Below are 19,110 nucleotides of genomic sequence, written 5' to 3' on the forward strand. Positions count from 1 at the left end.
CATCGTCGGGCGAGCAGTTCGCTACCCGATCACGGAAGTGGACCAGATCGAGATCATGAGCACCGCCTGCGTTCTGCTCGGCATCGACCTCGGCACCAGCTCGGTCAAGGTCGTGCTGACCGACCGGGTCGGCACGGTGCTGGCCCAGGCATCGGCCGAGTACCCGGTCGACCGTCCGCATCCAGGTTGGGCCGAGACCGACCCCGAGGCCTGGTGGCGGGCCATCCGCACCGCCGTGGCCCAGGTGCTCGCCGCGGGGCCCGGCGTCGCCCCGGCCGGCGTCGGATTGTCCGGTCAGATGCACGGTGTTGTCGTGTGTCTGGCCGATGCGACGCCGGCCCGTCCGGCCGTGCTGTGGGCCGATTCGCGGGCCGAGGACGAACTCGACGTCTACCGGGCGCTGCCCGCTGCCGCCCGGGCCCGGTTGGCCAACCCGTTGAGCCCTGGCATGGCCGGCCCGGAGCTCGCGTGGCTGCATCGGCACGAACCACGGGTGATGGCCGGTGCGCGGTGGGCCCTGCAGCCCAAGGACTGGATCCGGGCCCGGCTGACCGGCGAGTTCGCGGCCGAGCCGAGCGACGCCTGCGCGACCCTGCTGTATGACGTGACCGCTCGGACCTGGGACGCCGAAGTGGTTGCGGCGCTGGGGATCCGACCTGAGCTGTTACCCGAGCTGCTGCCGTTCTCCGGAGTCGCGGCCGGGTCGCTGCTGCCCTCGGTCGCGGCCGAGCTCGGCCTGCCGCCGGGCATTCCGGTGTCGGCCGGCGCCGGTGACTCGGCGGCGGCCGCTCTGGGCTCGGGCGTGCTGGACCCGGGCACGGTGCAGCTGACCATCGGCACCGGGGTCCAGATCGTCACCGTGGTGGAGGCGCCCACCCTGGAGACGGTCGGGCACCGGCACGATCCGGTGACTCACCTGTACCGCAGCGCCACCCGGGACGGCTGGTACGCCATGGCAGCCGGACTGACCGGTGGCCAGTCCCTGGACTGGGTCCGGCGACTGCTGGGCGCCGAATGGGCCGAGTTGTACGCCGCGGCCGACCGCGGTCCCCAGGACGGCGACCCGATCTTCCTGCCGCATCTGGTCGGTGAGCGAACCCCTTACCTGGACACCCATCTGCGGGGGTCGTGGACGGGGCTGGATGCGCGGCACGACCGCACGGCCCTGCTGTACTCGGCACTGGAAGGGGTGGCGTTCGCCGCGGCCGACGGACTGGACGCGCTGCCGGGCGTGCCGGACGCCGACCGTCATCTCCGGTTGGCCGGCGGCGGGACCGTGTCCCCGGGGTGGCGGGCGCTGCTGGCGAACGCGTTGAACGCCCACCTGCACGCCGTCGACGTTCCCGGCGCGTCGGCCCGGGGGGCGGGGCTGCTGGCCGCCCAGGCGGCTGGATGGATCACCGACGCGGAGCTGGTCGAGGTGGCCCGGCCGCACACCACGCTGATCGCGTCGCCCGGCCCGGGCGCCGACGCGCTCCGGGATCGGCGCCGGCTCTATCTCGACACGCTGCGGGCGTTGCGCCCGTTGCGATCCCGCTGAGACTTCGACTACGCCGTCACGGCCAGCTCGCCGAGCTCGGACCAGCCGTCCTGGTCGATGGAGAAGCTGATGATCTTCGGGGTGCGCACCAGATGCGGTGGGAGCGTCTCCTGCGCCTTCTTGAAGTGCGCGGAGTTGACGTGGGCGCCGCCGGCGTCACCGTCGGAGAACGCCTCGACCAGCACGTATTCGTTGCTGTCCTCCACGCTGCGGGACCAGTCGAACCACAGACAACCGGGTTCGGCGCGGGTGTCGCGGGTGAAGTCGGCGACGATGTCCGTCCAACTGTCGGCGAACTCCGGCTTCACCGGGAACTTCGCGGTGATGAAGATCATGAGGGTCCTTTCGGGCCGCGGTGGGGACACCCGGCTTGGGGTGTCCCCACCGTAGTCGGGGCTCGGTCAGGGGATGAGGATGGCCCGGCCGCGCACCTTGCCGGCGCCGAGATCGTCCAACGCCACCTGGAAGTTCTCCAGCGGGTACTTGACCGTGTGCAGCTGGACCCGCTTCTGTGCGGCCAGGGCCATCAGTTCGACCAGGTCGTTGTAGGAGCCGACCAGGTTCCCGACGAAGCTGATCTCGGTCGAGATGACGTCGATGGTCGGGATGACGATGTTCTCGCCGTAGCCGACGACGTGGTACTCGCCGGCCCGCCGCAGCATCTTCACACCTTCGCCGGTCGATCCGCCCTCACCGACGAAGTCGATGACCGCTTCGGCGCCGTGTCCGCCGGTCAACTCCAGCACCTGCTCGATGTGGGTGCCGTCGGCCACGATCCCGTGGTCGGCCCCGATGGAGACGGCCAGGGCCACCGCGTCCGGGTTGCGGTCCAGCACGATCAGCTCGGCGGCCGAGATGGCTTTGAGGACCTGGATTCCGATGTGCCCGAGACCGCCGGCGCCGATGACCAGACAGCGGTCACCCGGGTGCAGTTTCCGGGCCGCCTTGGCGGCCGCGTGGTAGGCCGTGAGCCCGGCGTCGGCCAGCGCCGCGACATCCGACGGCTCTAGGGAGTCGTCGATCCGGACCACGCTGCGGGCCGACGTCTTGAGGTAGTCGGCGTACCCGCCGGACGTGTCGATGCCGGGGAACTGCGAGTTCTCGCAGTGCACGTCGTCACCGAACCGGCAGGCCCGGCACAGCCCGCAGGTGATCAGCGGATGCATGATCACCTTGTCGCCCTCGGCGACATTGCTGACGGCGCTGCCCACCGCGTGGACCCAGCCGGCGTTCTCGTGACCGATCGTGTACGGCAGGGCGACGCCGGACTTCTCCGCCCACTGACCTTCCAGGATGTGGATGTCGGTCCGGCACACCCCGGCTCCCCCGACCTTGACGATGACGTCGTGCGGACCGGTGATCTCCGGTACGGGAACGTCCTTCATCTCCAGGTTCTGGTGGTAGCCCACCACCTGCACTGCTCTCATGTCAGATCACCTTCAGTGGGATCAGCGGATGGTTGTCGTGGACCCGCGGCGCCTGGTCGCGCCCGGAATCCGGGTAGCGGGTGACCAGTAGCCCGCGGCAGAAGTGGGCGTTCCCGTCGACCGAGATGCGGGTGGACCGGGCCCGGCGCAGCCGCAGCGCCGCCTGGTCCGGGGAACAGGCGCGGCCCTCGTCGTCGACGAACACCAGCGCATTCCGATCATCGGGCAGTCCGATCGCCGCGCGCCGCTTGCGCAGTGCGTCGGTGAACGGGCCGACCGGCAGGTCGGCCAGGGTCAGAGCACACAGATCGGCCTCGACCAGGCGAGGGTCGGCCCGGAGCACCGAGGTCAGGCAGCGTTCCATCGCGGCGGTGTGGGCCTTGCGGCGGAACGTGTCCCGCAGCTCGTCCAGGCTCGCCTCCGCTTCGTGACCGAAGGTGCCGAGGTAGCCGGCGTCGGCGGCCAGGCCGGCATTGATCAGGTGGGAGTCGTGGTGGTCGTCGAGCTGCACGACCACCCGACTGACCCACTCCAGCCCGCTGATTGCGTCCTTCGCGTCGGAGGCCATCAGGTAGGCGAAGTTGGGCGAGCAGAACGACGTCGGCAGCCGCAGGTGCACGACCACCGTCCCGTTGTCCGGGCCTTCCGGCACGACCACCGACCGGACGAAGCCGAGGTCGGTGATCGGCTCGTCCAGTTCCGGGTCCATCACCGTGCTCAGGGCGGCGGTGATCGCCTCCAGCCGGGCGCGCTGCCGGAGCGGGGTCAGCACGGCCGTCATGCCGATGCTCCGACCGCGACCTCGGCTTCCGGCTCGGCCGGGATCTGGACCTCCAGGCCCGCCGGCACCTCGAGGTCGTAGAGCCGGGCGGCGTTGAGGCCGAGGATCTTCTTCTTCGCGTCGGTGGTCAGGGCCGGGTATTCGGTCATGTCGGCCGGGATCTGGAAATCGACGAACGACTCGATGAGCCATTTCGGGGTCCAGATGGCGTAGTCGGACGAGAAAAGGATCTTGTCCTCGCCGACCCAGTACAGGAGCTCCCCCATGATCTGTGCGAAATAGCGCGGCCGGGTGTGGATGAACGGCATGGCGACGGCCAGGCCGGCGTAGACGTTCGGCTCCTGCGTGGCGATCCAGCAGAAATCCTCGAGGCGGGGGAGACCGCAGTGCTCGACGATGAAATTCAGGTCGGTGAAATCGGTGGCCACCTTGTCGATGTCGGCCACGTCGAACGCGTCGCGGTCCAGCGGGCGGATGGTCGGGCCCTTGTGCACGTGGATGTTCTTGATGCCCAGTTCCTGGCAGGCCTCGAGGTAGCGGTAGGCCCACGGATCGTCCATCTTCCAGCCGCGGGACTCCCCGTGCCACTCGGCGGTGTACAGCTTGACGCCCTTGAGGCCGAACCGGGCAGCATCCTCGCGCAGCTGGGTCAGCCCCTGCTCGCCGTTGCGCGGATCGAAGAAGTGGTTGTAGGTCAACCGGTCCGGGTTCGCCTGGGACAGTTCGAAGGCCTCGGTGGTCTGCCCGAAGCCGTTCTTGTAGAACTCGATCAGATAGGCCGGCTGGAAGATCGCATGGTCGACGTAACCGTCGGTGAACAGATCCTTCATCAGGCGCTCGCCGCCCTGGTAGAGGTAGTCCTCGTAGGGCCAGACCTCCGACGCCGGGCTGAGGTTGCGGTGGTAGTCGTAGAAGCAGTCGATGAACTGCTTGCCGTGGATGTTCCGGTGATTCGCCTCCCGACCGTCCCAGAGCGCGATGTGGCTGTCCACGATGAAGTAGTCCTGGCCGTCCTTGCTGTACATGAATCCTCCTTGAATCATCACGAGCACTGAGACGGACGGTAGGCAATTCCGGTGATCCGGCGCACCTTTCCGGTGTCTCAATTTGAGAAGGTGGGGTTTCCGGTGGCCACCCCACTTCGCCCGGCCGCGGCCGGAGGTCCGGAGTAGCGTGATTCACGGAACGAACCAACCTGGGCGGCTGCGAGGTGAGCGTGACCGATCATCGACAGGCGGCCGGTCCGGCCCAGTCCGGGCCCGGGCACCGTGGTGTGGCCGTCGCCTCCCGTCTGCGGGCGTCCTGGCAGCGGAGCGAGCACTACGGGGTCTCCCCGGAACACGTCCAGCCGGTGTTCACCGGCCCGCCCGACACGGGCTCCCTGCTCTACGAATGCGGATCGCAGGTCCTGCTGGGTTTGCATGCCACCCTGGCCAACGAACCGGTCAGTCTGATGATCGCCGACCGCGACGGGCTGGTGCTGACCCGCTTGTGCAACGATTCGGCGATAAACTCGGCGCTGGACCGGGTGTACCTGGCCCGTGGATTCTCCTTCGCCGAGCGCCACGCGGGAACCAACGGTCTCGGGCTGGCCCTGGCCGACCGGGCGCCGACGCTGGTCCGGGCGCGGGAACACTACTGCGCCGACCTGCAGGGCTACACGTGCGCCGCGGTGCCGGTGCTCGACCCGACGACCGGTGAGCTGGCCGGCACGGTCAACCTGACCACGTGGGCCGATTCCCGTCCGGAACTCTTGCTCGCCCTGGCCCAGTCGGCGGCCAGCAACACCGCCGCGCTGATGTTGCTCCGCGCCACCGGGCGCAGGCCACGCCCGACCCCCCGTGGCCAGGTGGCGCGGGTCTGGCCCGGCCGGCTACCGGCCGGCGCCGGCGATCCCTGCGGGTCTGCGCAGTGGCTCGGGGCGATGGCCCAGGCCGAGCGGGCCATGTCCGGTGGTCAGGTGGTGGCGGCGATCGGCGAACCCGGAGCCGGGAAGACCACGCTCTTGTCCGCGGCCCGGCGGGCCGCGGCCGGGCCGGAACGGCTGCTCGTGGTTCGCCCGCCGGAGGCCGGGCCGCTGGACGGCTGGCTGGACCTGTGGACCCCGGAGCTCCGCCACGACGACACGTTCGTCCTGATCACCGGAGCCGAGACGCTGCCGGCCTGGACGGCCGGCGAGTTGGCCGGAGCCCTCGGAGCGGCGGCCTCGCGTCCGGGCGGCCCCGGGTTCGCCTTCGCCGCCACGGAGTTCGGCCCCATGCCCGAACCGCTCAAGGATCTGGTCGGCACGGTGGTCGAGGCGCCGGCGCTGCGCCGGCGGCCCGACGACGTGCTGCCGTTGGCCCAGCACTTCGCCCGCCGCGAACGTCACCGCGAGGTGGTGTTCACCCCGATGGCATCGAAGGCGTTGGTCGCCTTCGACTGGCCGGGGAACGTGCGTCAGCTCGAGCGGGTGGTGATCCATGCCTCGGCCCGGACCGACATCGTCGACTCCCAGCACCTGCCGCCCGAGGTGTTCAGCGGAAGCGCGCGCCCGCTCAGCCGGCTGGACAACCTGAAACGGGACGAGATCATCCGTTGCCTGACCGAACCCGGCGCCACGGTCGCCGGGGCCGCCGCCCAGCTCGGCATGAGCCGGGCCACCGTCTACCGCAAGATCGCGCAGTACGGGATCAAGCTGCCGCGAGGTTCCGCCTGAACGGGCCTAGCCGAACAGCCAGATCAGGGGCAGGAAGAACACCGCGCACGCGACGATGACCAGCAGGAAACTCAGCGACCACAGCTGGAGCATCTGGCGCACGGGGATTCCGGGCCCCTGGAACCGGGCCGTGTACGCCTCGATCCACGCCTGCCACCGGGGCTGACCGCCGGCGCTCGGATGCTCGGTCATGCCTCACGCTAACACCGCCCGTGCCGTGCGGCACCGGGGTCGGACGGCCCCGTCCGGCTACTCGCCGAGGCCGATGGTCACGTCCCCCGCCGCGAGGTCGACCTCGGTCAGGATGCTCGATGGCACCCGGAACACCCGGCCCGGTGCGGCCGGCCACCACAGCCGTTTCCGGGCGACGATCCGGCCGTTCTGCCGGATCACCACCAGGGGGAAGGGCACGTACCGATCGCTCCACACCAGCAGCCGTCCCCGGGGTGGTTCCGGATCGGACCCGCGGAGTACGCCCGGGCTGGCCCACCTCAACGGAGCCGCGGCGCGCAGCCGGGTCCGGTCGGCGGCGGGACGGGAGCCGCTCAGGTGGGCCAGGACGTGCTCGGCCACCGCGGCCCCGTCCAGGGCGGCCACATCGGCCGTGTCGACCGGGTGCACGAGGTTGCCGATGGCGAACACGCCGGGGCGACTGGTCCGCAGGGCCGGGTCCACCAGCGGTCCGCGGCTGGCCCGGTCGAGGTCGAGTCCGCCCGCGCGGGCCAACTCGTTGTCGGGGATCCAGTCGCCGGTGAGCACCACCGTGTCGCAGGCGACGGTGCGGCGCTCGCCGGTGTCGATGTTCTCGATCTCGACCCCGGTGACCTGCCCGCGACCGATGATGCGGCTGATCCGGGTCCGGGTGGCCACCGTGGTGCGCAGCCAGGGGACGCCGATCCGGGAGAAAAGCCAGTAGGCGTCGGGCTTGGGGTATTCGGTGGTCATCAGGACGGTGCGGCAGCCGGCCTGCCGGAGGGTCATCGCGGCCGAGAAGCTGACCAGCTCCGATCCGACGACGACGGCCCGTCGCCCCACCGATCCGTGCTTGAGGTGCACGACGTTCTGCAGGTGACCGGTGGTGTACACGCCGCCGGCCCGGTCGCCCGGGATCAGCCGGGCGGCCCGCGGCCGTTCCCGGGCTCCGGTGGCCAGTACAACGGCCTCGGCGGTGACGGTGATGCGGCCGCCCGGTGTGGTGACGGACAGGCTCAGATCGCCGGCCCAGTCGGTCACCGTCGCGTTCTCCATGACGATCGCGCCGGCCCGCAACGCCGTGTCCCGCAGGGCCTTGGCGTAGCGCGGTCCGCTCAGGAAGCGGTGCCGGTCGCGCAGTCCGTAGCCGGGATGGTCGCTGTGCCGGGGAATACCTCCGGCCACCGATTCGCGTTCCAGTACGAGTACCTGACCGTTCACCCGGGGGGCGAGTTCGGCGGCGGCGCGCAGTCCGGCCGGGCCGCCGCCGACGATCAGCACCGTCGGGCTCAGGGCGGTGGTCATGTCCGGTCCCGGCCCGAGGTCCGCAGGAGTTCGTCGATCTCGGCGCCACAGAAGAAGCCCTGGCAGCGGCCGTTCTGGGCGCGGGTCCGACGACGCAGTCCGTTCAGGCCGCGTGGCGGGATCGGCGTGCGCATCGTGTCCCGGATCTCGCCGGCGGTGACCCGCTCGCAGAAGCACACGATCCGCCCGTAGGCCGGGTCGGCGGCGATCCGGTCCGCGTCCTGGTACGGCCGGGTGAAGGCCTCGCCGATGTTCGGCATCCGCGGCGGGGCGGGCAGGTCGGCCCGGGCCGCCGCGGTCATGTGGCCGCCGGTTCGCAGCGCCTCGTCCACGTACTCGCCGATGGCCAGGCTCGCGGTCAGGCCGGTCGAGCGGATGCCGCCGACCAGCACGTACCGCTGGGCGTCATCGATCTCGATGAGGTAGTCCGGGTGGCTGCCGGCCGCGCGCAGGCCGGCGTAGCTCGCCGTCACCTCCTCCTGGAGGAGTTGCGGCATCAGCTGCCGGCCCTTGCCGAGCAGGAACTCCAGACCGGCCTCGGACGTGGCGGTGTCGCCCCGGTCGGTCAGATCCTCCGAGGTCGGGCCGAGCATCACGTTGCCGTAGATGGTCGGGCTGATCAGAACCCCCTTCCCGCGCGAGGTGGGCACCGGCAGGACGATCTTGTCGGCCAGCGCGCGGGACTGCTTGTCGTACACCAGGAGTTCGCCCCGGCGCGGGGTGATGGTGAAGCGGTGGTGACCGAACATCGCATCGATGACGTCACCGCCGAGACCGGCCGCATTGATCACCCACCGGGCCCGCACGTCGCCGCCGGTGGTCCGCAGGGTGGTGGCGTCGTCGGCGACCTCGACCGCGATGACCCGGTGCTCGAGCAGCAGGGCGGCGCCGCGGCCGACCGCTTCGGTGGCCAGCGCCAGATTGGTGGTCCAGGTGCAGGTGATCGACTCGTCCGGAACGGACAGGCCGCCGAGCGCCCCGGTCCCCAGATGCGGTAGCTGCCGGTAGATCTCGTCCGCACTGAGCAGGACGCAGTGGTGGTAGCCGTTCTGCTCCGCCTTGGTCCGCAGGCCGGGCAGGGCGTCGAGTTGCTCGGCGTCCCAGGCCACCAGAATGGCGCCGGTGCGTTCCACCGGAATGCCGGTGGCCCGCGCGTACTCCGACAGCAGGTGGTAGCCGCGGCGCACCAGCCGTGACTCGAGAGTGCCCGGTGTTGCGTCGAACCCGGTGTGCAGGATCGCGGTGTTCGCCTTGCTGGTGCCGTCCCCGACGTCGTCGCGGGCCTCGATGATCACCGTCGTGAGTTCGTATCCGGAGAGTTGCCGGGCGATGGCCGCCCCGACCAGGCCGGCCCCGATGACGGCGACGTCGAACGGGGCACCCTCGTCGGGCGTCATCGGGACACCGCGGCGGACATCCAGCGGGACCGGAAGTCGGTCGCGCGGGCGGCGCTCCACTGTGGTTCGTAGGTGGTGACGGGCTGCCAGGCGATCACCGCGTCGGGCAGCTCGAGCGTCGGGTCCATGGCCATCCGAGCCAACGCGGCGGCGCCCAGCGGGGTGGCGTGGGGGGACGGGTAGATGTCGATCGGGATCTGCATCAGGTCGGCCACCGCCTGCATCAGGACCCGGCTGCGGGTCAGGCCGCCGTCGGCCCGCAGGCGCTGCAGCGGCACCGCGGCATCCTGGCCGACCAGCCGCCCGAGTTCGGCCACCTGAGCGGCAATGCCCTGCAGCACAGCCAGGACGATGTGCTCACGCCCGGTCGAGAGCGTCATGCCGGTCAGAGTGGCGGTGGCATCCGGTCGCCACCAGGGCGCGGCCAGGCCGGCGAAGGCCGGAACGCAGAGCACTCCGCCGGCGTCCGGCGCGGCCGCCCCGTCCAACTCGGCGGCCGAGCCGATCAGGCCGAGCTGTTCGAGCCACCGCACGGCCGATGCCGCGGTGTACACCTGGCCGTCGAAGCAGTAGGTCGGGTCGCCCTTGATACTCCACGCGACCGACGCGGCCAGGCCGGCCGCCGACCGGGTGGCGGTGCGGCCGGTGTTGGCCAGCAGGAAGGCGCCGGTGCCGAAGGTGCACTTGACGTCGCCTGCGGTCAGGCAGCTCTCGGCGAGCAGGGCCGCCTGCTGGTCGACGACCAGACCACCGACCGGCGTCCGTCGCCCGAAAGCGTCGGTGTGGCCGGCGATCTCGTCATTGCCCAGGATCCGCGGCCGGGCCTCGGACTCCAGGTCGAACAACTCGAGCAGGTCGTCGTCCCAGTCGGTGGTGTCCAGATCGGTGACCAGCGAGCGGCTGGCGGTGGACACGTCGGTGACGAATTCGCCGGTCAGTTCGTGCAACAGCCAGGTGTCGGAGGTGGTGACCACCCCGGCGGCGGTGACGTTCCGCCGCAGCCAGGCCTGTTTCGGGGCGGAGAAGTAGGGGTCGAGCACCAGGCCGGTCCGGGCCGCGATGGTGGCCGCCTGCCGGGACAGGCCGGCGCAGACACTGTCGGCCCGGCGGTCCTGCCAGACGATCATCGGCGACAACGGGGCTCCGGTGACCGGGTCCCAGGCCAGGACCGTCTCTCCCTGGTTGGCCAGGGTGACCACGTCGACCGGCGTCGGCGACTGCGCGATCGCCGCCCGCCCGGCGGTCAGCACCGAATCCAGCAGGGCCTGCGGATCCTGTTCGACCCCGCCACCGGGTAGGTATCGAGGCCGGATGGTCACCTCGGCCAGGCCCAGGATCTCGTCGTCCGGCCCGACCACGATCGCCTTCGTACCCGACGTGCCCTGGTCGATCGCCAGCACCGTCGTCATCGGGTCGCACCTTCGGCCACGATCACTCGCCCGCCCCCGTCCTCGATGGCCGCACGGATGTCACCTGGCGGTTCCTCGTCGGTGATCAGCCCGGCCAGCCCGCGCAGGGCGACCACGCGATGACGGGCGATCCGGCCCAGTTTGGTGGCGTCGGCCAGCACGAAGGCGGCGGCGGCGTTCCGGATGATCGTCCGGCGCACGGCCGCCTCGTCCAGGTGGTAGTCGGTCAGTCCGGCGTCGGCATGAACCCCGCCGGATCCGAGAAAGGCGACGTCGGAATAGAAGTCGGCGAAGAACTCGGCCGTCGAGCCGTTGGACAGGGCCAGGTCCCCCGGCCGCAGGCGGCCCCCGGAGACGAGCACCTCGGCATCCGGCCGATGGGACAGTTCGACCGCGGCGAGCAGCGAACAGGTGGCCACGGTGCCGTTGAAGGCGGCGGGGAGAGATCGGGCGACGGCCAGTGCCGTGGTGCCGACGTCGACGACCAGAGTGCCTCCGGGCGGGGCCAGCGCCGCGGCGGCCCGTCCGATCCGCTCCTTGGCCACCGCGGCCAGGCCGGTGCGGTCGACGAAGGCCGGTTCCTGCCCGGTGAGACTCGGCAGGCCGATCGCGGCGCCGCCGCGGATCCGGGTCAGAGCGCCCTGCTGTTCCAGCGTCACCAGATCGCGGCGGATGGTCTCGGCCGACACCTCGAGCTGGTGGGCCAGCTCCTCGGTGCTGGCCACCGTGGCTGCCCGCAGGCTCGACACGATGCGGGTATGGCGTTCGGCGACGAGCACGTCAGCCGAGCCGAACCGATGGCCGTGGAATCATGTGGGGAAGTATGGAGTTCTGTGGCGCGGTGGGTCAAGGGCGGGCGACCTTCTGATGCCAGGATGGGTCCATGGACTCCTCGTCGGACCGGACCGACCCGCCACCGGACGACGCGCGGGTGGCGCAGGCCCGGGTGGCGCTCGACGAGGCCGGCGAGCTCCGCACCTGGGCCGTGCGGTTCGGCCTGATGGGCGACGAGAACCGGTTGAAGATCCTGTTGGCCCTGCATCGCGCGCCGGGCATCACCGTCGGCGACCTGGCCCAGGCGGTCGGGATGAGCGACAACGCCGCCTCGCACGCGCTGTCTGCGCTCCGCATCGCCGGGGTGGTGGCCGGGTCCCGCGACGGGCGGTTCCGTCGGTGGGCGATCACCGATCAGGAGATCCACAGCATCCTGCACCAGACCGGGGCCAGTCACTCGGAGTTGCATCCACAGCACTGACCGATGACTGCCCGGCGTTCCCGGCGGACGAAATAACACATGCGCATCTGTTCCGATGACGAATGTGGGCCTACATTGACATCGTGTTCCTCTGCGCTGAAGAAACCCCGGGCCCGGCGTGACCACTCCGCCGGCGGTCCCGGCCGAGACCTCCGGATCCGGCTTCGCACAGTTCCGCGCGGCGCTGACCCGACGTGATCGACGAACCCTGACCGGCATGTACGGGTTCATCGTGCTGTTGCACCTGGTCGGTTTCGGCGTGCTGTTCTTCCTGGTCGTACCGCGGTCGTACGACCTCGGCGGCACCACCGGCGTGTACGGGGCCGGGCTCGGGGTGCTGGCCTACACCTTCGGACTGCGGCATGCGTTCGACGCCGACCACATCGCCGCCGTCGACAACACCACCCGAAAGCTGCTGGAGAACAAGGAGTCCAAACCGCTGGCGGTGGGTTTCTGGTTCTCCCTCGGCCATTCGAGCGTGGTGTTCGCCCTGACGTTCCTGCTGTCGGTGGGGGTCAAGGCGGTCGCGGGTGAGGTGACCGACGGTGGCTCGGAACTGCACTCCATCACCGGCGTGGTCGGAGCTTCGGTGTCCGGCGTGTTCCTGTGGGTGCTCGGCGTGCTCAACCTGGTGGTGCTGGTCGGCATCATCCGGGTGTTCCGCCGGATGCGGTCCGGCGAGTACGACGAGCAGGAGCTCCAGGCCCAGTTGGACAAGCGGGGCTTCATGAACCGCTTTCTCGGTGGTCTCACCCGGTCCGTCTCCAAGCCGTGGCACATCTATCCGGTCGGAGTGCTGTTCGGGCTCGGGTTCGACACGGCGACCGAGGTGGGGCTGCTCGTCCTGGCCGGCGGTGCGGCCGCCTTCAACCTGCCCTTCTACGCGATCCTGGTGCTGCCCATCCTGTTCGCCGCCGGGATGACGCTGATGGACACCACGGACGGGGTGTTCATGAACGTCGCCTACAGCTGGGCCTTCGCCAAGCCGGTACGAAAGGTGTTCTACAACATCACGATCACCTCGTTGAGCGTCGTCGTGGCGCTGGTCATCGGCACCATCGAACTGTGCGGGGTGCTGGTCGGCCAGACCCATCTGAGATCGGGGCCTTTGGTCTGGGTGGCCGATATCCCGCTGGACTACGCCGGCTACGGCATCGTCGTCCTGTTCGTCGTGTCCTGGCTGGTGGCCCTGTTGATCTGGCGGTTCGGCCGTATTGAGGAGAAGTGGTCGGACCGGCCGGTCAGTTGACCCGCTGAACGGCCACGTAACCGGCGTCGGAGAAGATCTGCCGATAGGTCACGCCCGGGTGCTGTCGCTCCGCCCAGGCGACCACGTCCGGTCCGCGGTTGTCGCTGTGCAGGTCGATCACGACGTAGTCCGGCACCACGGCGCCGATGTTGAGGAACCAGTAGACGTCGTAGTCCGTGGCCAGATGGGTCGACAGTCCCATGTTGGTCTCCACCGTCGATCCCTTCGGGATCAGCGCGGTCAGTTGTCGTTCCGCCGCGGCCGCCGGCCCGGGGTGATAGGTGTCCGCCTTGAACAGGTTGAACAGCGGTAACTGCAGACACAGGACCAGCGCCACGCCCAGGGCCAGCGTCGGGACGTGTTCGGTGTACCGCCGCACGGCCGCGGCCGCCGGACGTTCGGACGGATGCCGCCCCACCCGCTCGATACCGTCGATCATGGCCACGAACACGATCGGCATGAGGATCAACGAGTAGTGGAAGTTGGTCCCCCAGTAGGTGGAGTCGATCCCGACCCAGCGCCAGGCCAGGGTCGGCAGCGCGAGGAGTACCCACGGTGAGCGCAGGGCCAGGAACCCGGTGATTCCGAAGGTCAGCAGCAGGGTGACCGTCTTCAGATCCCAGCCGCTGGCGAAGGTCTGGGCCATGCCGGGGCCGCCGCCCAGGCTGACGTTGTCCCAGTAGTCGAACGAGCCGGTGGCGTTGAACGCCGGGATCACCACGAACAGAATCAGGGCGGTGCCGGCGATGCCGATACCGGCCAGGACGATCCCGAGCCGGCGCGCACCCACGATGATCAGCACCACGCCGATCGCGGCCAGGGTGACGCCCAGGTCCTCCTTGACCAGCAACAGCGGGAGCGACCAGGCGGCAACGGCGCGCCAACGGCGCCGGAGGAACGCCTCGCCGGCGAACGCGATCAACGGGGCCGCGAACGCCACCTCGTGGAAGTCGGTGTAGACGGCCGACTGCAGGCCGAAGGAGATGCTGTACGCGACGGCGACCGCGCAGCCGGCGGCCGGTCCGAGATGGCGCAGCGCGGCCCGGGCGACCGGGATGATCGACGCCGCGATCAACACCGCCTGGGCCACCAGCAGGGTCTGGGCGTGGGGAAACAACCGATAGAACGGGGCGACGAGCGCGATGACGGGCGAGAAGTGATCGCCCAGGATGTTGTACCCGGGGCCCTTGATGTCCACGATCGGGGCCCGGAAGTGAGCGTAGGCCCGGATCGCCTGCTCGAAGATGGCGTTGTCCCAGGAGGGCGTGGAGATCAGTGCGAACCGGGTCAGGGAGAGCAGGGCGTACGCGCCGGCCAGCAGCACGGCCAGGACATACGGCAACCACCGGAGCGACGAACGCATGGTGTCCGGCGTATCGACCCGCTCGATCGCTGGTGTCTCCACCCGCCGCCTCCGCCCCTTGTGCCGTCCGACGTGAATCCCCCGGCGCCCACTGAACCACATCGGATGTGGGCGAACCAGAAACTCGGCGGATGCTGCCGGGGGTGGAGGGGCCGTCGTGGGTGGGCGCCGGCCGGACAACGTCGCGCCGCGGGCGGGTCCAGTGGTCGCTGGGGGTGTTCGCGGCGGCGCTGCTGATCATCGCCGTGCTCTATCGCGAACTATGGGCCGACCCGACCCACACCACGCTGGGCAGCGTCGATCACACCAACGACCCGATGCAGATGATGTGGTTCCTGGCGTGGGTCCCGTTGGCACTGCGGCACGGTCACGACCCGTTCGTCACCGATGCCCTGTTCTATCCCGGTGGGGTGTCCTTGGCGTGGAACACCGAGGTCCCCACCCTCGGGCTGCTCGCGGCGCCACTGACGCTGGTGGCGGGCCCGGCGCTGACCTTCGCCGTACTGATGACCCTCGGCCCGCCGTTGACCACGCTGACCGCGTTCTGGTGGCTCCGCCGCCACGTCCGGCGACCATGGCCGGCCGCCGCCGGGGCGTTGTTGATCGGGTTCGGCCCGTACATGAGCGGGCACATGCTCGGGCATCTCAACCTGGTGTTCGCCCCCCTGCTCCCGCTGATCCTGATGCTCGCCGAAGATCTGCTCTGGCGACGTCCGCGTCCGCCGGTTCGGTCCGGGTGTCGGCTGGGTCTTCTCACGGCGGCCCAGCTCGGGATCAGCGAGGAGTTGGTACTGATCCTGCTGGTCGGGGTGGTTCTGGCGGTGGTCGCCGCGGCGGCGGTGCGACGGGCGCTGGTCGGGTCGGCCATCCGACGATCGCTCGCCGGGACGGCAGTGGCGGTCGCTGTGGCCGTGGTGCTCGCGTCACCGTTGCTGATCGCCCAGCTGGTCCGGTCGTCCGAGGTGGTCGTCGACACGTCCCGTTTCCGCGCCACGCCCGGTGATTTCGTCCATGGTTCGGCCCGTCAGGTTTTCGGATCGTCAGTGCCGTCCGCCCTGGGCGGCGCCGAGCACGGGGTCTACCTGGGCTGGCCGATGGTGGGGGTGCTGGTGGTCGGGCTGGCCTTGACCTGGCGCGATCCGGCGGTCCGGGTGGCCGGGGCGACCGGTCTGGGCCTGGTCGGGCTGTGCGTGTTCCCGGTGTTCGCCGGTGTCCCGGCGCTGGAGTCGGTCATGCCGGCGCGGTTCTCGTTCGCCCTCTTCTTCGTTGTGGCTGCTCTGATCGCCCGGTGGCTGGATCGTCTGGCCGCCTCGTGGCCGACCGCTCGGGCGTCCCGTCGGGGGCGGTGGTTGGTGGCTGGATCGATTGCCGTGGTGGGTGTTTCGATCCTGAGCCTGAGCCCGGCGTCAGTGACCAGCTACCCGCTGCCGGCGGGCGTTCCTTTCTTCGGCTCGGCCTGGCAGCGGAACCGACTGCCGGCCGGATCGGCGGTGCTGTTGCTCCCGGCCGGCGACGCCAGGGGGATGTACTACCAGCACCAGGCGGGCTTCTCCTTCGTCCAACCGGGCGGCTACGCGCTGCGGCCCCCGGAGCGCGACGCGGCGGCCCGCTCGGGTGATCTGCTGGTGCGGCTGGCCGACGAGGCAAGGGCGGCCCGGGTGACCGACCGGTTGGAGCTGATCGCCGGGCGAGACGCTCTGTGTGCGCTGCGGCTGCGCGCAATCGTGGTGGTGCGGAGTGATTCCGAGGCCGCCCGTCTGGCCGATCTGGCGACCGACCTCACGGGTCGGCCGGCCGATCACGACGGCGACGGCGCCCTGGTCTGGCTCGTTCGCTGCGCTTGACCGTGGCCGGCGCAGCCCAGCGTGACGACGGCACCCGTGCGCATGCTCTCGTCGGCCGCCTCGGCCAGGGCCAGGGCGGCGCGGCCGTCGGCGAAGCTCGGCGAGGGCGCGCGGCCGTCCTCGACGGCGCGCAGGAAGTGGTCGAGTTCGGCCCGGTAGGCCGGGGTGTAGCGCTCCAGGAAGAATCCGACGTACGGGTCGGCGGCGTCGGTGCGCTCGGGACCGTAGTAGCGGACCATGGTCGGGAGCTGATTGCCGGCGCTCAGCATGCCGGTGGCGCCGAAGGCCTCCAGGCGCTGGTCGTACCCGAAGGCACAACGGCGGGAGTTGGTGATCTGGGCCAGCGCGCCGCCGGCACTACGCAGGACGACGATGGCGCTGTCGATGTCACCGGATTCGGTGATCAGGTTGGCGCCGGTCGCGTGCACCGAGACGATGTCGCCGAGGAAGTAGCGGGCCATGTCGAAGTCGTGGATCGTCATGTCCCGGAACAGCCCGCCGGAAGCGGTGACATAGCCGTCCGGGGGTGGCGCGGGGTCGCGGCTGGTGATGGCCAGCTGTTCCAGGCGGCCCACCTCGCCGGCTGCGACCCGATCACGAATGGCCCGGAAGGACACGTCGAATCGACGGTTGAAACCGATCATGACGGTGTGCGGGATGTCTTTGATCTCCGCCCAGCAGGCATCGACGCGGGCGAGGTCGAGGTCGATGGGCTTCTCGCAGAGGGCGGCCTTGCCGGCTCTGACCGCGCGGGTCAGCAGATCGACGTGGGTGGACGTCGGCGAGCCGATGATCACCGCGTCGACGCTTTCGTCGGCCATCACGGCGTCGATGTCCGTGGTGGGGACGCCCCCGAACCGGTCGGTCAGGGTGGTGGCCGCCTCGGTCGCCGGGTCGCAGATGTAGGCCAGGTCGGCGCGGGGATCGGCGGCGACCGATGCGGCGTGCACCTGACCGATGCGGCCGGCGCCGAACAGGGCGACACGCAACATCAGGGCTCCTTTGTCAGGACAACAGCTCCATCAGTCGGATCCCGCCAGTATGGGGAGGTCGGGTTTGGTCGTCAAGGTAGCGACTAGATCGTTCTAGAGACAGGAGTTCGATGGGTCGACCGGAACCTCAGACCACTTCGTCCAGGTGAGCGGTACCGATGTCGAAGATGAACCCGCGGACGTCGTCGCGGTGGGGGATCCACTTGCATTCCCGCACCCGGAGCAGCGAATCGCGCATGGTGGCGTGCAGGTCGGTGATGCCGGGCACGTCCCAGGTCGGCTTCTCCCCGGACTCGGCCTCCAGCTGCCGACGGAATGCCGCGTCATCGAAACCCTGCATGCCGCACTCGGTGTGGTGGATCAGCACCACCTCGCGGGTGCCGAGCGAGCGCTGACTCAAGGCCAGGGAGCGCAACATCTCGTCGGTGGGGAGGCCGCCCGCGTTCCGCATCAGATGGGCGTCACCGATCTCGAGGCCGAGGGCGCCGAACAGATCCAGGCGGGAGTCCATGCAGGCGATGATCGCCAGCCTCAGTTTGGGCCGCAGCGGGCGAGGCCCGGGGAACGTGGCGACGTACTTCTCGTTGGCATGCAGGAGGTGGTCGATGGCCGACATGCCTGCAGTCAACCAGAGATCCGCGGCGATCCGGCGCCCGGGTGGTCGCGACGGCCGCAGAGATCACACCGGGACAGCCAACTCGGGCAGCCGGCCGGAGCGGGTTCGTTCGACGATGTGTTGACGGAACAACTCGGCCGACGGCAGCGGCTTCCGGTTCGTGGACCAGCCAAGACCGATCTCCCGCGCGGCTCCCTGATCATCGATCGGCAGATGGTGGACGGCGCCGGTGAGCGCATCCGGCGATCCGGCGTGCAGGGCCGGGACCACGGCGACCCCGAGGCCCGCGGTGACGAACCCGCGCAGGGTCGGGATGTCCTCTCCTTCGAAGCCGACCGACGGCTGGAAACCGGCCTGCTGGCACAGTTCCTCGGTCTGGTGTCGAAGCAGCGACGGCCGGCGCAGCATCATGAACGACTCGCCGGCCGCCTCTCGCAACCGGACCGACCGGCGCCCGGCCAGCGCGTGATGACGTGGCACCGCCAGCCACAACGGCTCGGTGAGAAGCGAGAACCAGGTGACGGTCCGATCGGTCGGCCGGACCGTCGTGATCTCCAGATCGAGTCGGCTGTCGCCCAGTACCGGCGTGGTGAGCTCGTCGCGAACCTGCTGCAGCTCGAACCGGACGTCGGGGTGGGTCTGACGGAAGCTGCTGATCAGGTCGGGAACCAGCCACGTGCCCAGCGACAGCTGCGAGGCCAGGGCCACGGTGCCGGTCTCCGGGTCGACCAGCTGGTTGACCGCGGCCAGCCCGTCGTCGAGCACGTGCAGAAGGATGTCGACGTGGCGCTTGAACGCCGCGCCGGCGCTGGTCATCCGCAGGGTCCGGCCGGTCTTGCGCAGTAACGGCGTGCCGACGTCCGCCTCCAGCCGGGCCAGCGCGCGCGAAACGCCGGATTGGGTGATGAACTCGATCTCGCTGACCTCGGTCATCGTGACCCCGTCGGCGATCTGCTGAAACCAACGCAGCGCATCCGTCTCCATGACCTATGACTCTAGTGCAACGGTAGCCATCCAGATGGTCATTGGACGCATGGATGTT

Annotated in this window: 18 protein-coding genes; 5 read left to right on the forward strand and 13 right to left on the reverse strand. The window is 70.0% G+C overall.

Going from position 1 to position 19,110, the window contains the following annotated elements; translation table 11 throughout:
* Positions 1–37 precede the first annotated feature (37 nt).
* On the forward strand, positions 38–1,540 hold the full coding sequence (locus tag BLS97_RS09375; RefSeq protein ID WP_090475745.1) for a xylulokinase: 1,503 nt from the start codon (positions 38–40) through the stop codon (positions 1,538–1,540).
* Between the two features lie 8 nt (positions 1,541–1,548).
* On the opposite strand, the gene BLS97_RS09380 is transcribed toward BLS97_RS09375, so the two are convergent.
* The 4 genes from BLS97_RS09380 to BLS97_RS09395 all read right to left on the reverse strand — a co-directional run bounded on the left by BLS97_RS09380 (position 1,549) and on the right by BLS97_RS09395 (position 4,773).
* A complete protein-coding gene (locus tag BLS97_RS09380) occupies positions 1,549–1,875 on the reverse strand; it encodes a putative quinol monooxygenase (protein ID WP_090475746.1) in 327 nt (108 codons plus the stop codon).
* 66 nt (positions 1,876–1,941) lie between these two features.
* The gene (locus tag BLS97_RS09385) at positions 1,942–2,967 is read right to left on the reverse strand and encodes an NAD(P)-dependent alcohol dehydrogenase (RefSeq protein WP_090475747.1); all 1,026 of its coding nucleotides are present in this window, start codon (positions 2,965–2,967) and stop codon (positions 1,942–1,944) included.
* 1 nt (position 2,968) lies between these two features.
* Entirely contained in the window at positions 2,969–3,748 is a 780-nt protein-coding gene (locus BLS97_RS09390; protein WP_090475748.1) for a metal-sulfur cluster assembly factor, read from the reverse strand.
* On the reverse strand, positions 3,745–4,773 hold the full coding sequence (locus BLS97_RS09395; RefSeq protein WP_090475749.1) for an amidohydrolase family protein: 1,029 nt from the start codon (positions 4,771–4,773) through the stop codon (positions 3,745–3,747). Before BLS97_RS09395 ends, BLS97_RS09390 begins: the two co-directional genes overlap by 4 nt.
* Before the next feature lie 191 nt (positions 4,774–4,964).
* Here BLS97_RS09395 and BLS97_RS09400 point away from each other — a divergent pair, with 191 nt between their 5' ends.
* The gene (locus BLS97_RS09400) at positions 4,965–6,446 is read left to right on the forward strand and encodes an AAA-type ATPase lid domain-containing protein (protein WP_197676493.1); all 1,482 of its coding nucleotides are present in this window, start codon (positions 4,965–4,967) and stop codon (positions 6,444–6,446) included.
* Positions 6,447–6,452: 6 nt separating this feature from the next.
* On the opposite strand, the gene BLS97_RS09405 is transcribed toward BLS97_RS09400, so the two are convergent.
* The 5 genes from BLS97_RS09405 to BLS97_RS09425 are packed head-to-tail and all read right to left on the reverse strand — an operon-like array spanning position 6,453 to position 11,528.
* A complete protein-coding gene (locus BLS97_RS09405) occupies positions 6,453–6,638 on the reverse strand; it encodes a hypothetical protein (protein ID WP_090475750.1) in 186 nt (61 codons plus the stop codon).
* Positions 6,639–6,695: 57 nt separating this feature from the next.
* Positions 6,696–7,943, reverse strand: coding sequence for an NAD(P)/FAD-dependent oxidoreductase (locus tag BLS97_RS09410; RefSeq protein ID WP_090475751.1), 1,248 nt, complete (start codon positions 7,941–7,943; stop codon positions 6,696–6,698).
* Positions 7,940–9,340, reverse strand: a complete 1,401-nt coding sequence (locus BLS97_RS09415; protein ID WP_090481781.1) for an NAD(P)/FAD-dependent oxidoreductase — start codon at positions 9,338–9,340, stop codon at positions 7,940–7,942. The genes BLS97_RS09410 and BLS97_RS09415 overlap by 4 nt, the downstream gene beginning before the upstream one ends.
* Positions 9,337–10,749: an FGGY family carbohydrate kinase gene (locus tag BLS97_RS09420; RefSeq protein WP_090475752.1), complete on the reverse strand. Its 1,413-nt coding sequence runs from the start codon at positions 10,747–10,749 to the stop codon at positions 9,337–9,339. The genes BLS97_RS09415 and BLS97_RS09420 overlap by 4 nt, the downstream gene beginning before the upstream one ends.
* On the reverse strand, positions 10,746–11,528 hold the full coding sequence (locus tag BLS97_RS09425) for a DeoR/GlpR family DNA-binding transcription regulator (RefSeq protein ID WP_090475753.1): 783 nt from the start codon (positions 11,526–11,528) through the stop codon (positions 10,746–10,748). Before BLS97_RS09425 ends, BLS97_RS09420 begins: the two co-directional genes overlap by 4 nt.
* Positions 11,529–11,632: 104 nt before the next feature.
* Between BLS97_RS09425 and BLS97_RS09430 the strand changes: the two genes are divergently transcribed.
* On the forward strand, positions 11,633–12,004 hold the full coding sequence (locus tag BLS97_RS09430) for an ArsR/SmtB family transcription factor (RefSeq protein WP_090475754.1): 372 nt from the start codon (positions 11,633–11,635) through the stop codon (positions 12,002–12,004).
* Between the two features lie 118 nt (positions 12,005–12,122).
* On the forward strand, positions 12,123–13,253 hold the full coding sequence (gene nicT / locus BLS97_RS09435; protein WP_197676494.1) for a Nickel transporter NicT: 1,131 nt from the start codon (positions 12,123–12,125) through the stop codon (positions 13,251–13,253).
* Here nicT and BLS97_RS09440 read toward each other — a convergent pair.
* Positions 13,246–14,658, reverse strand: a complete 1,413-nt coding sequence (locus BLS97_RS09440) for a DUF2079 domain-containing protein (protein WP_157695326.1) — start codon at positions 14,656–14,658, stop codon at positions 13,246–13,248. The two genes, nicT and BLS97_RS09440, sit on opposite strands and share 8 nt — an antisense overlap.
* Positions 14,659–14,747: 89 nt before the next feature.
* Between BLS97_RS09440 and BLS97_RS09445 the strand changes: the two genes are divergently transcribed.
* Complete coding sequence (locus BLS97_RS09445) at positions 14,748–16,460, forward strand: hypothetical protein (protein ID WP_090475756.1); 1,713 nt, start codon at positions 14,748–14,750, stop codon at positions 16,458–16,460.
* Here the strand turns inward: BLS97_RS09445 and iolG are convergent.
* The 3 genes from iolG to BLS97_RS09460 all read right to left on the reverse strand — a co-directional run bounded on the left by iolG (position 16,415) and on the right by BLS97_RS09460 (position 19,052).
* Positions 16,415–17,452 carry an inositol 2-dehydrogenase gene (gene iolG, locus BLS97_RS09450; RefSeq protein ID WP_090475757.1) on the reverse strand — a complete coding sequence of 346 codons (1,038 nt, stop codon included), beginning with the start codon at positions 17,450–17,452 and terminating at the stop codon, positions 16,415–16,417. The genes BLS97_RS09445 and iolG overlap by 46 nt on opposite strands.
* Before the next feature lie 127 nt (positions 17,453–17,579).
* Positions 17,580–18,068, reverse strand: coding sequence for a beta-class carbonic anhydrase (locus BLS97_RS09455; protein ID WP_090475758.1), 489 nt, complete (start codon positions 18,066–18,068; stop codon positions 17,580–17,582).
* A gap of 63 nt (positions 18,069–18,131) precedes the next feature.
* On the reverse strand, positions 18,132–19,052 hold the full coding sequence (locus tag BLS97_RS09460) for a LysR family transcriptional regulator (RefSeq protein ID WP_090475759.1): 921 nt from the start codon (positions 19,050–19,052) through the stop codon (positions 18,132–18,134).
* Positions 19,053–19,110: the final 58 nt, after the last annotated feature.

It is taken from the genome of Nakamurella panacisegetis (assembly GCF_900104535.1).
Lineage (GTDB): Bacteria > Actinomycetota > Actinomycetes > Mycobacteriales > Nakamurellaceae > Nakamurella > Nakamurella panacisegetis.

Coding starts and splice junctions, on each gene's coding strand:
- BLS97_RS09380 (WP_090475746.1), bottom strand. CDS start 1,875: ATGATCTTCATCACCGCGAAGTTCCCGGTGAAGCCGGAGTTCGCCGAC.
- BLS97_RS09385 (WP_090475747.1), bottom strand. CDS start 2,967: ATGAGAGCAGTGCAGGTGGTGGGCTACCACCAGAACCTGGAGATGAAG.
- BLS97_RS09390 (WP_090475748.1), bottom strand. CDS start 3,748: ATGACGGCCGTGCTGACCCCGCTCCGGCAGCGCGCCCGGCTGGAGGCG.
- BLS97_RS09395 (WP_090475749.1), bottom strand. CDS start 4,773: ATGTACAGCAAGGACGGCCAGGACTACTTCATCGTGGACAGCCACATC.
- BLS97_RS09405 (WP_090475750.1), bottom strand. CDS start 6,638: ATGACCGAGCATCCGAGCGCCGGCGGTCAGCCCCGGTGGCAGGCGTGG.
- BLS97_RS09410 (WP_090475751.1), bottom strand. CDS start 7,943: ATGACCACCGCCCTGAGCCCGACGGTGCTGATCGTCGGCGGCGGCCCG.
- BLS97_RS09415 (WP_090481781.1), bottom strand. CDS start 9,340: ATGACGCCCGACGAGGGTGCCCCGTTCGACGTCGCCGTCATCGGGGCC.
- BLS97_RS09420 (WP_090475752.1), bottom strand. CDS start 10,749: ATGACGACGGTGCTGGCGATCGACCAGGGCACGTCGGGTACGAAGGCG.
- BLS97_RS09430 (WP_090475754.1), top strand. CDS start 11,633: ATGGACTCCTCGTCGGACCGGACCGACCCGCCACCGGACGACGCGCGG.
- BLS97_RS09445 (WP_090475756.1), top strand. CDS start 14,748: ATGCTGCCGGGGGTGGAGGGGCCGTCGTGGGTGGGCGCCGGCCGGACA.
- iolG (WP_090475757.1), bottom strand. CDS start 17,452: ATGTTGCGTGTCGCCCTGTTCGGCGCCGGCCGCATCGGTCAGGTGCAC.
- BLS97_RS09455 (WP_090475758.1), bottom strand. CDS start 18,068: ATGTCGGCCATCGACCACCTCCTGCATGCCAACGAGAAGTACGTCGCC.
- BLS97_RS09460 (WP_090475759.1), bottom strand. CDS start 19,052: ATGGAGACGGATGCGCTGCGTTGGTTTCAGCAGATCGCCGACGGGGTC.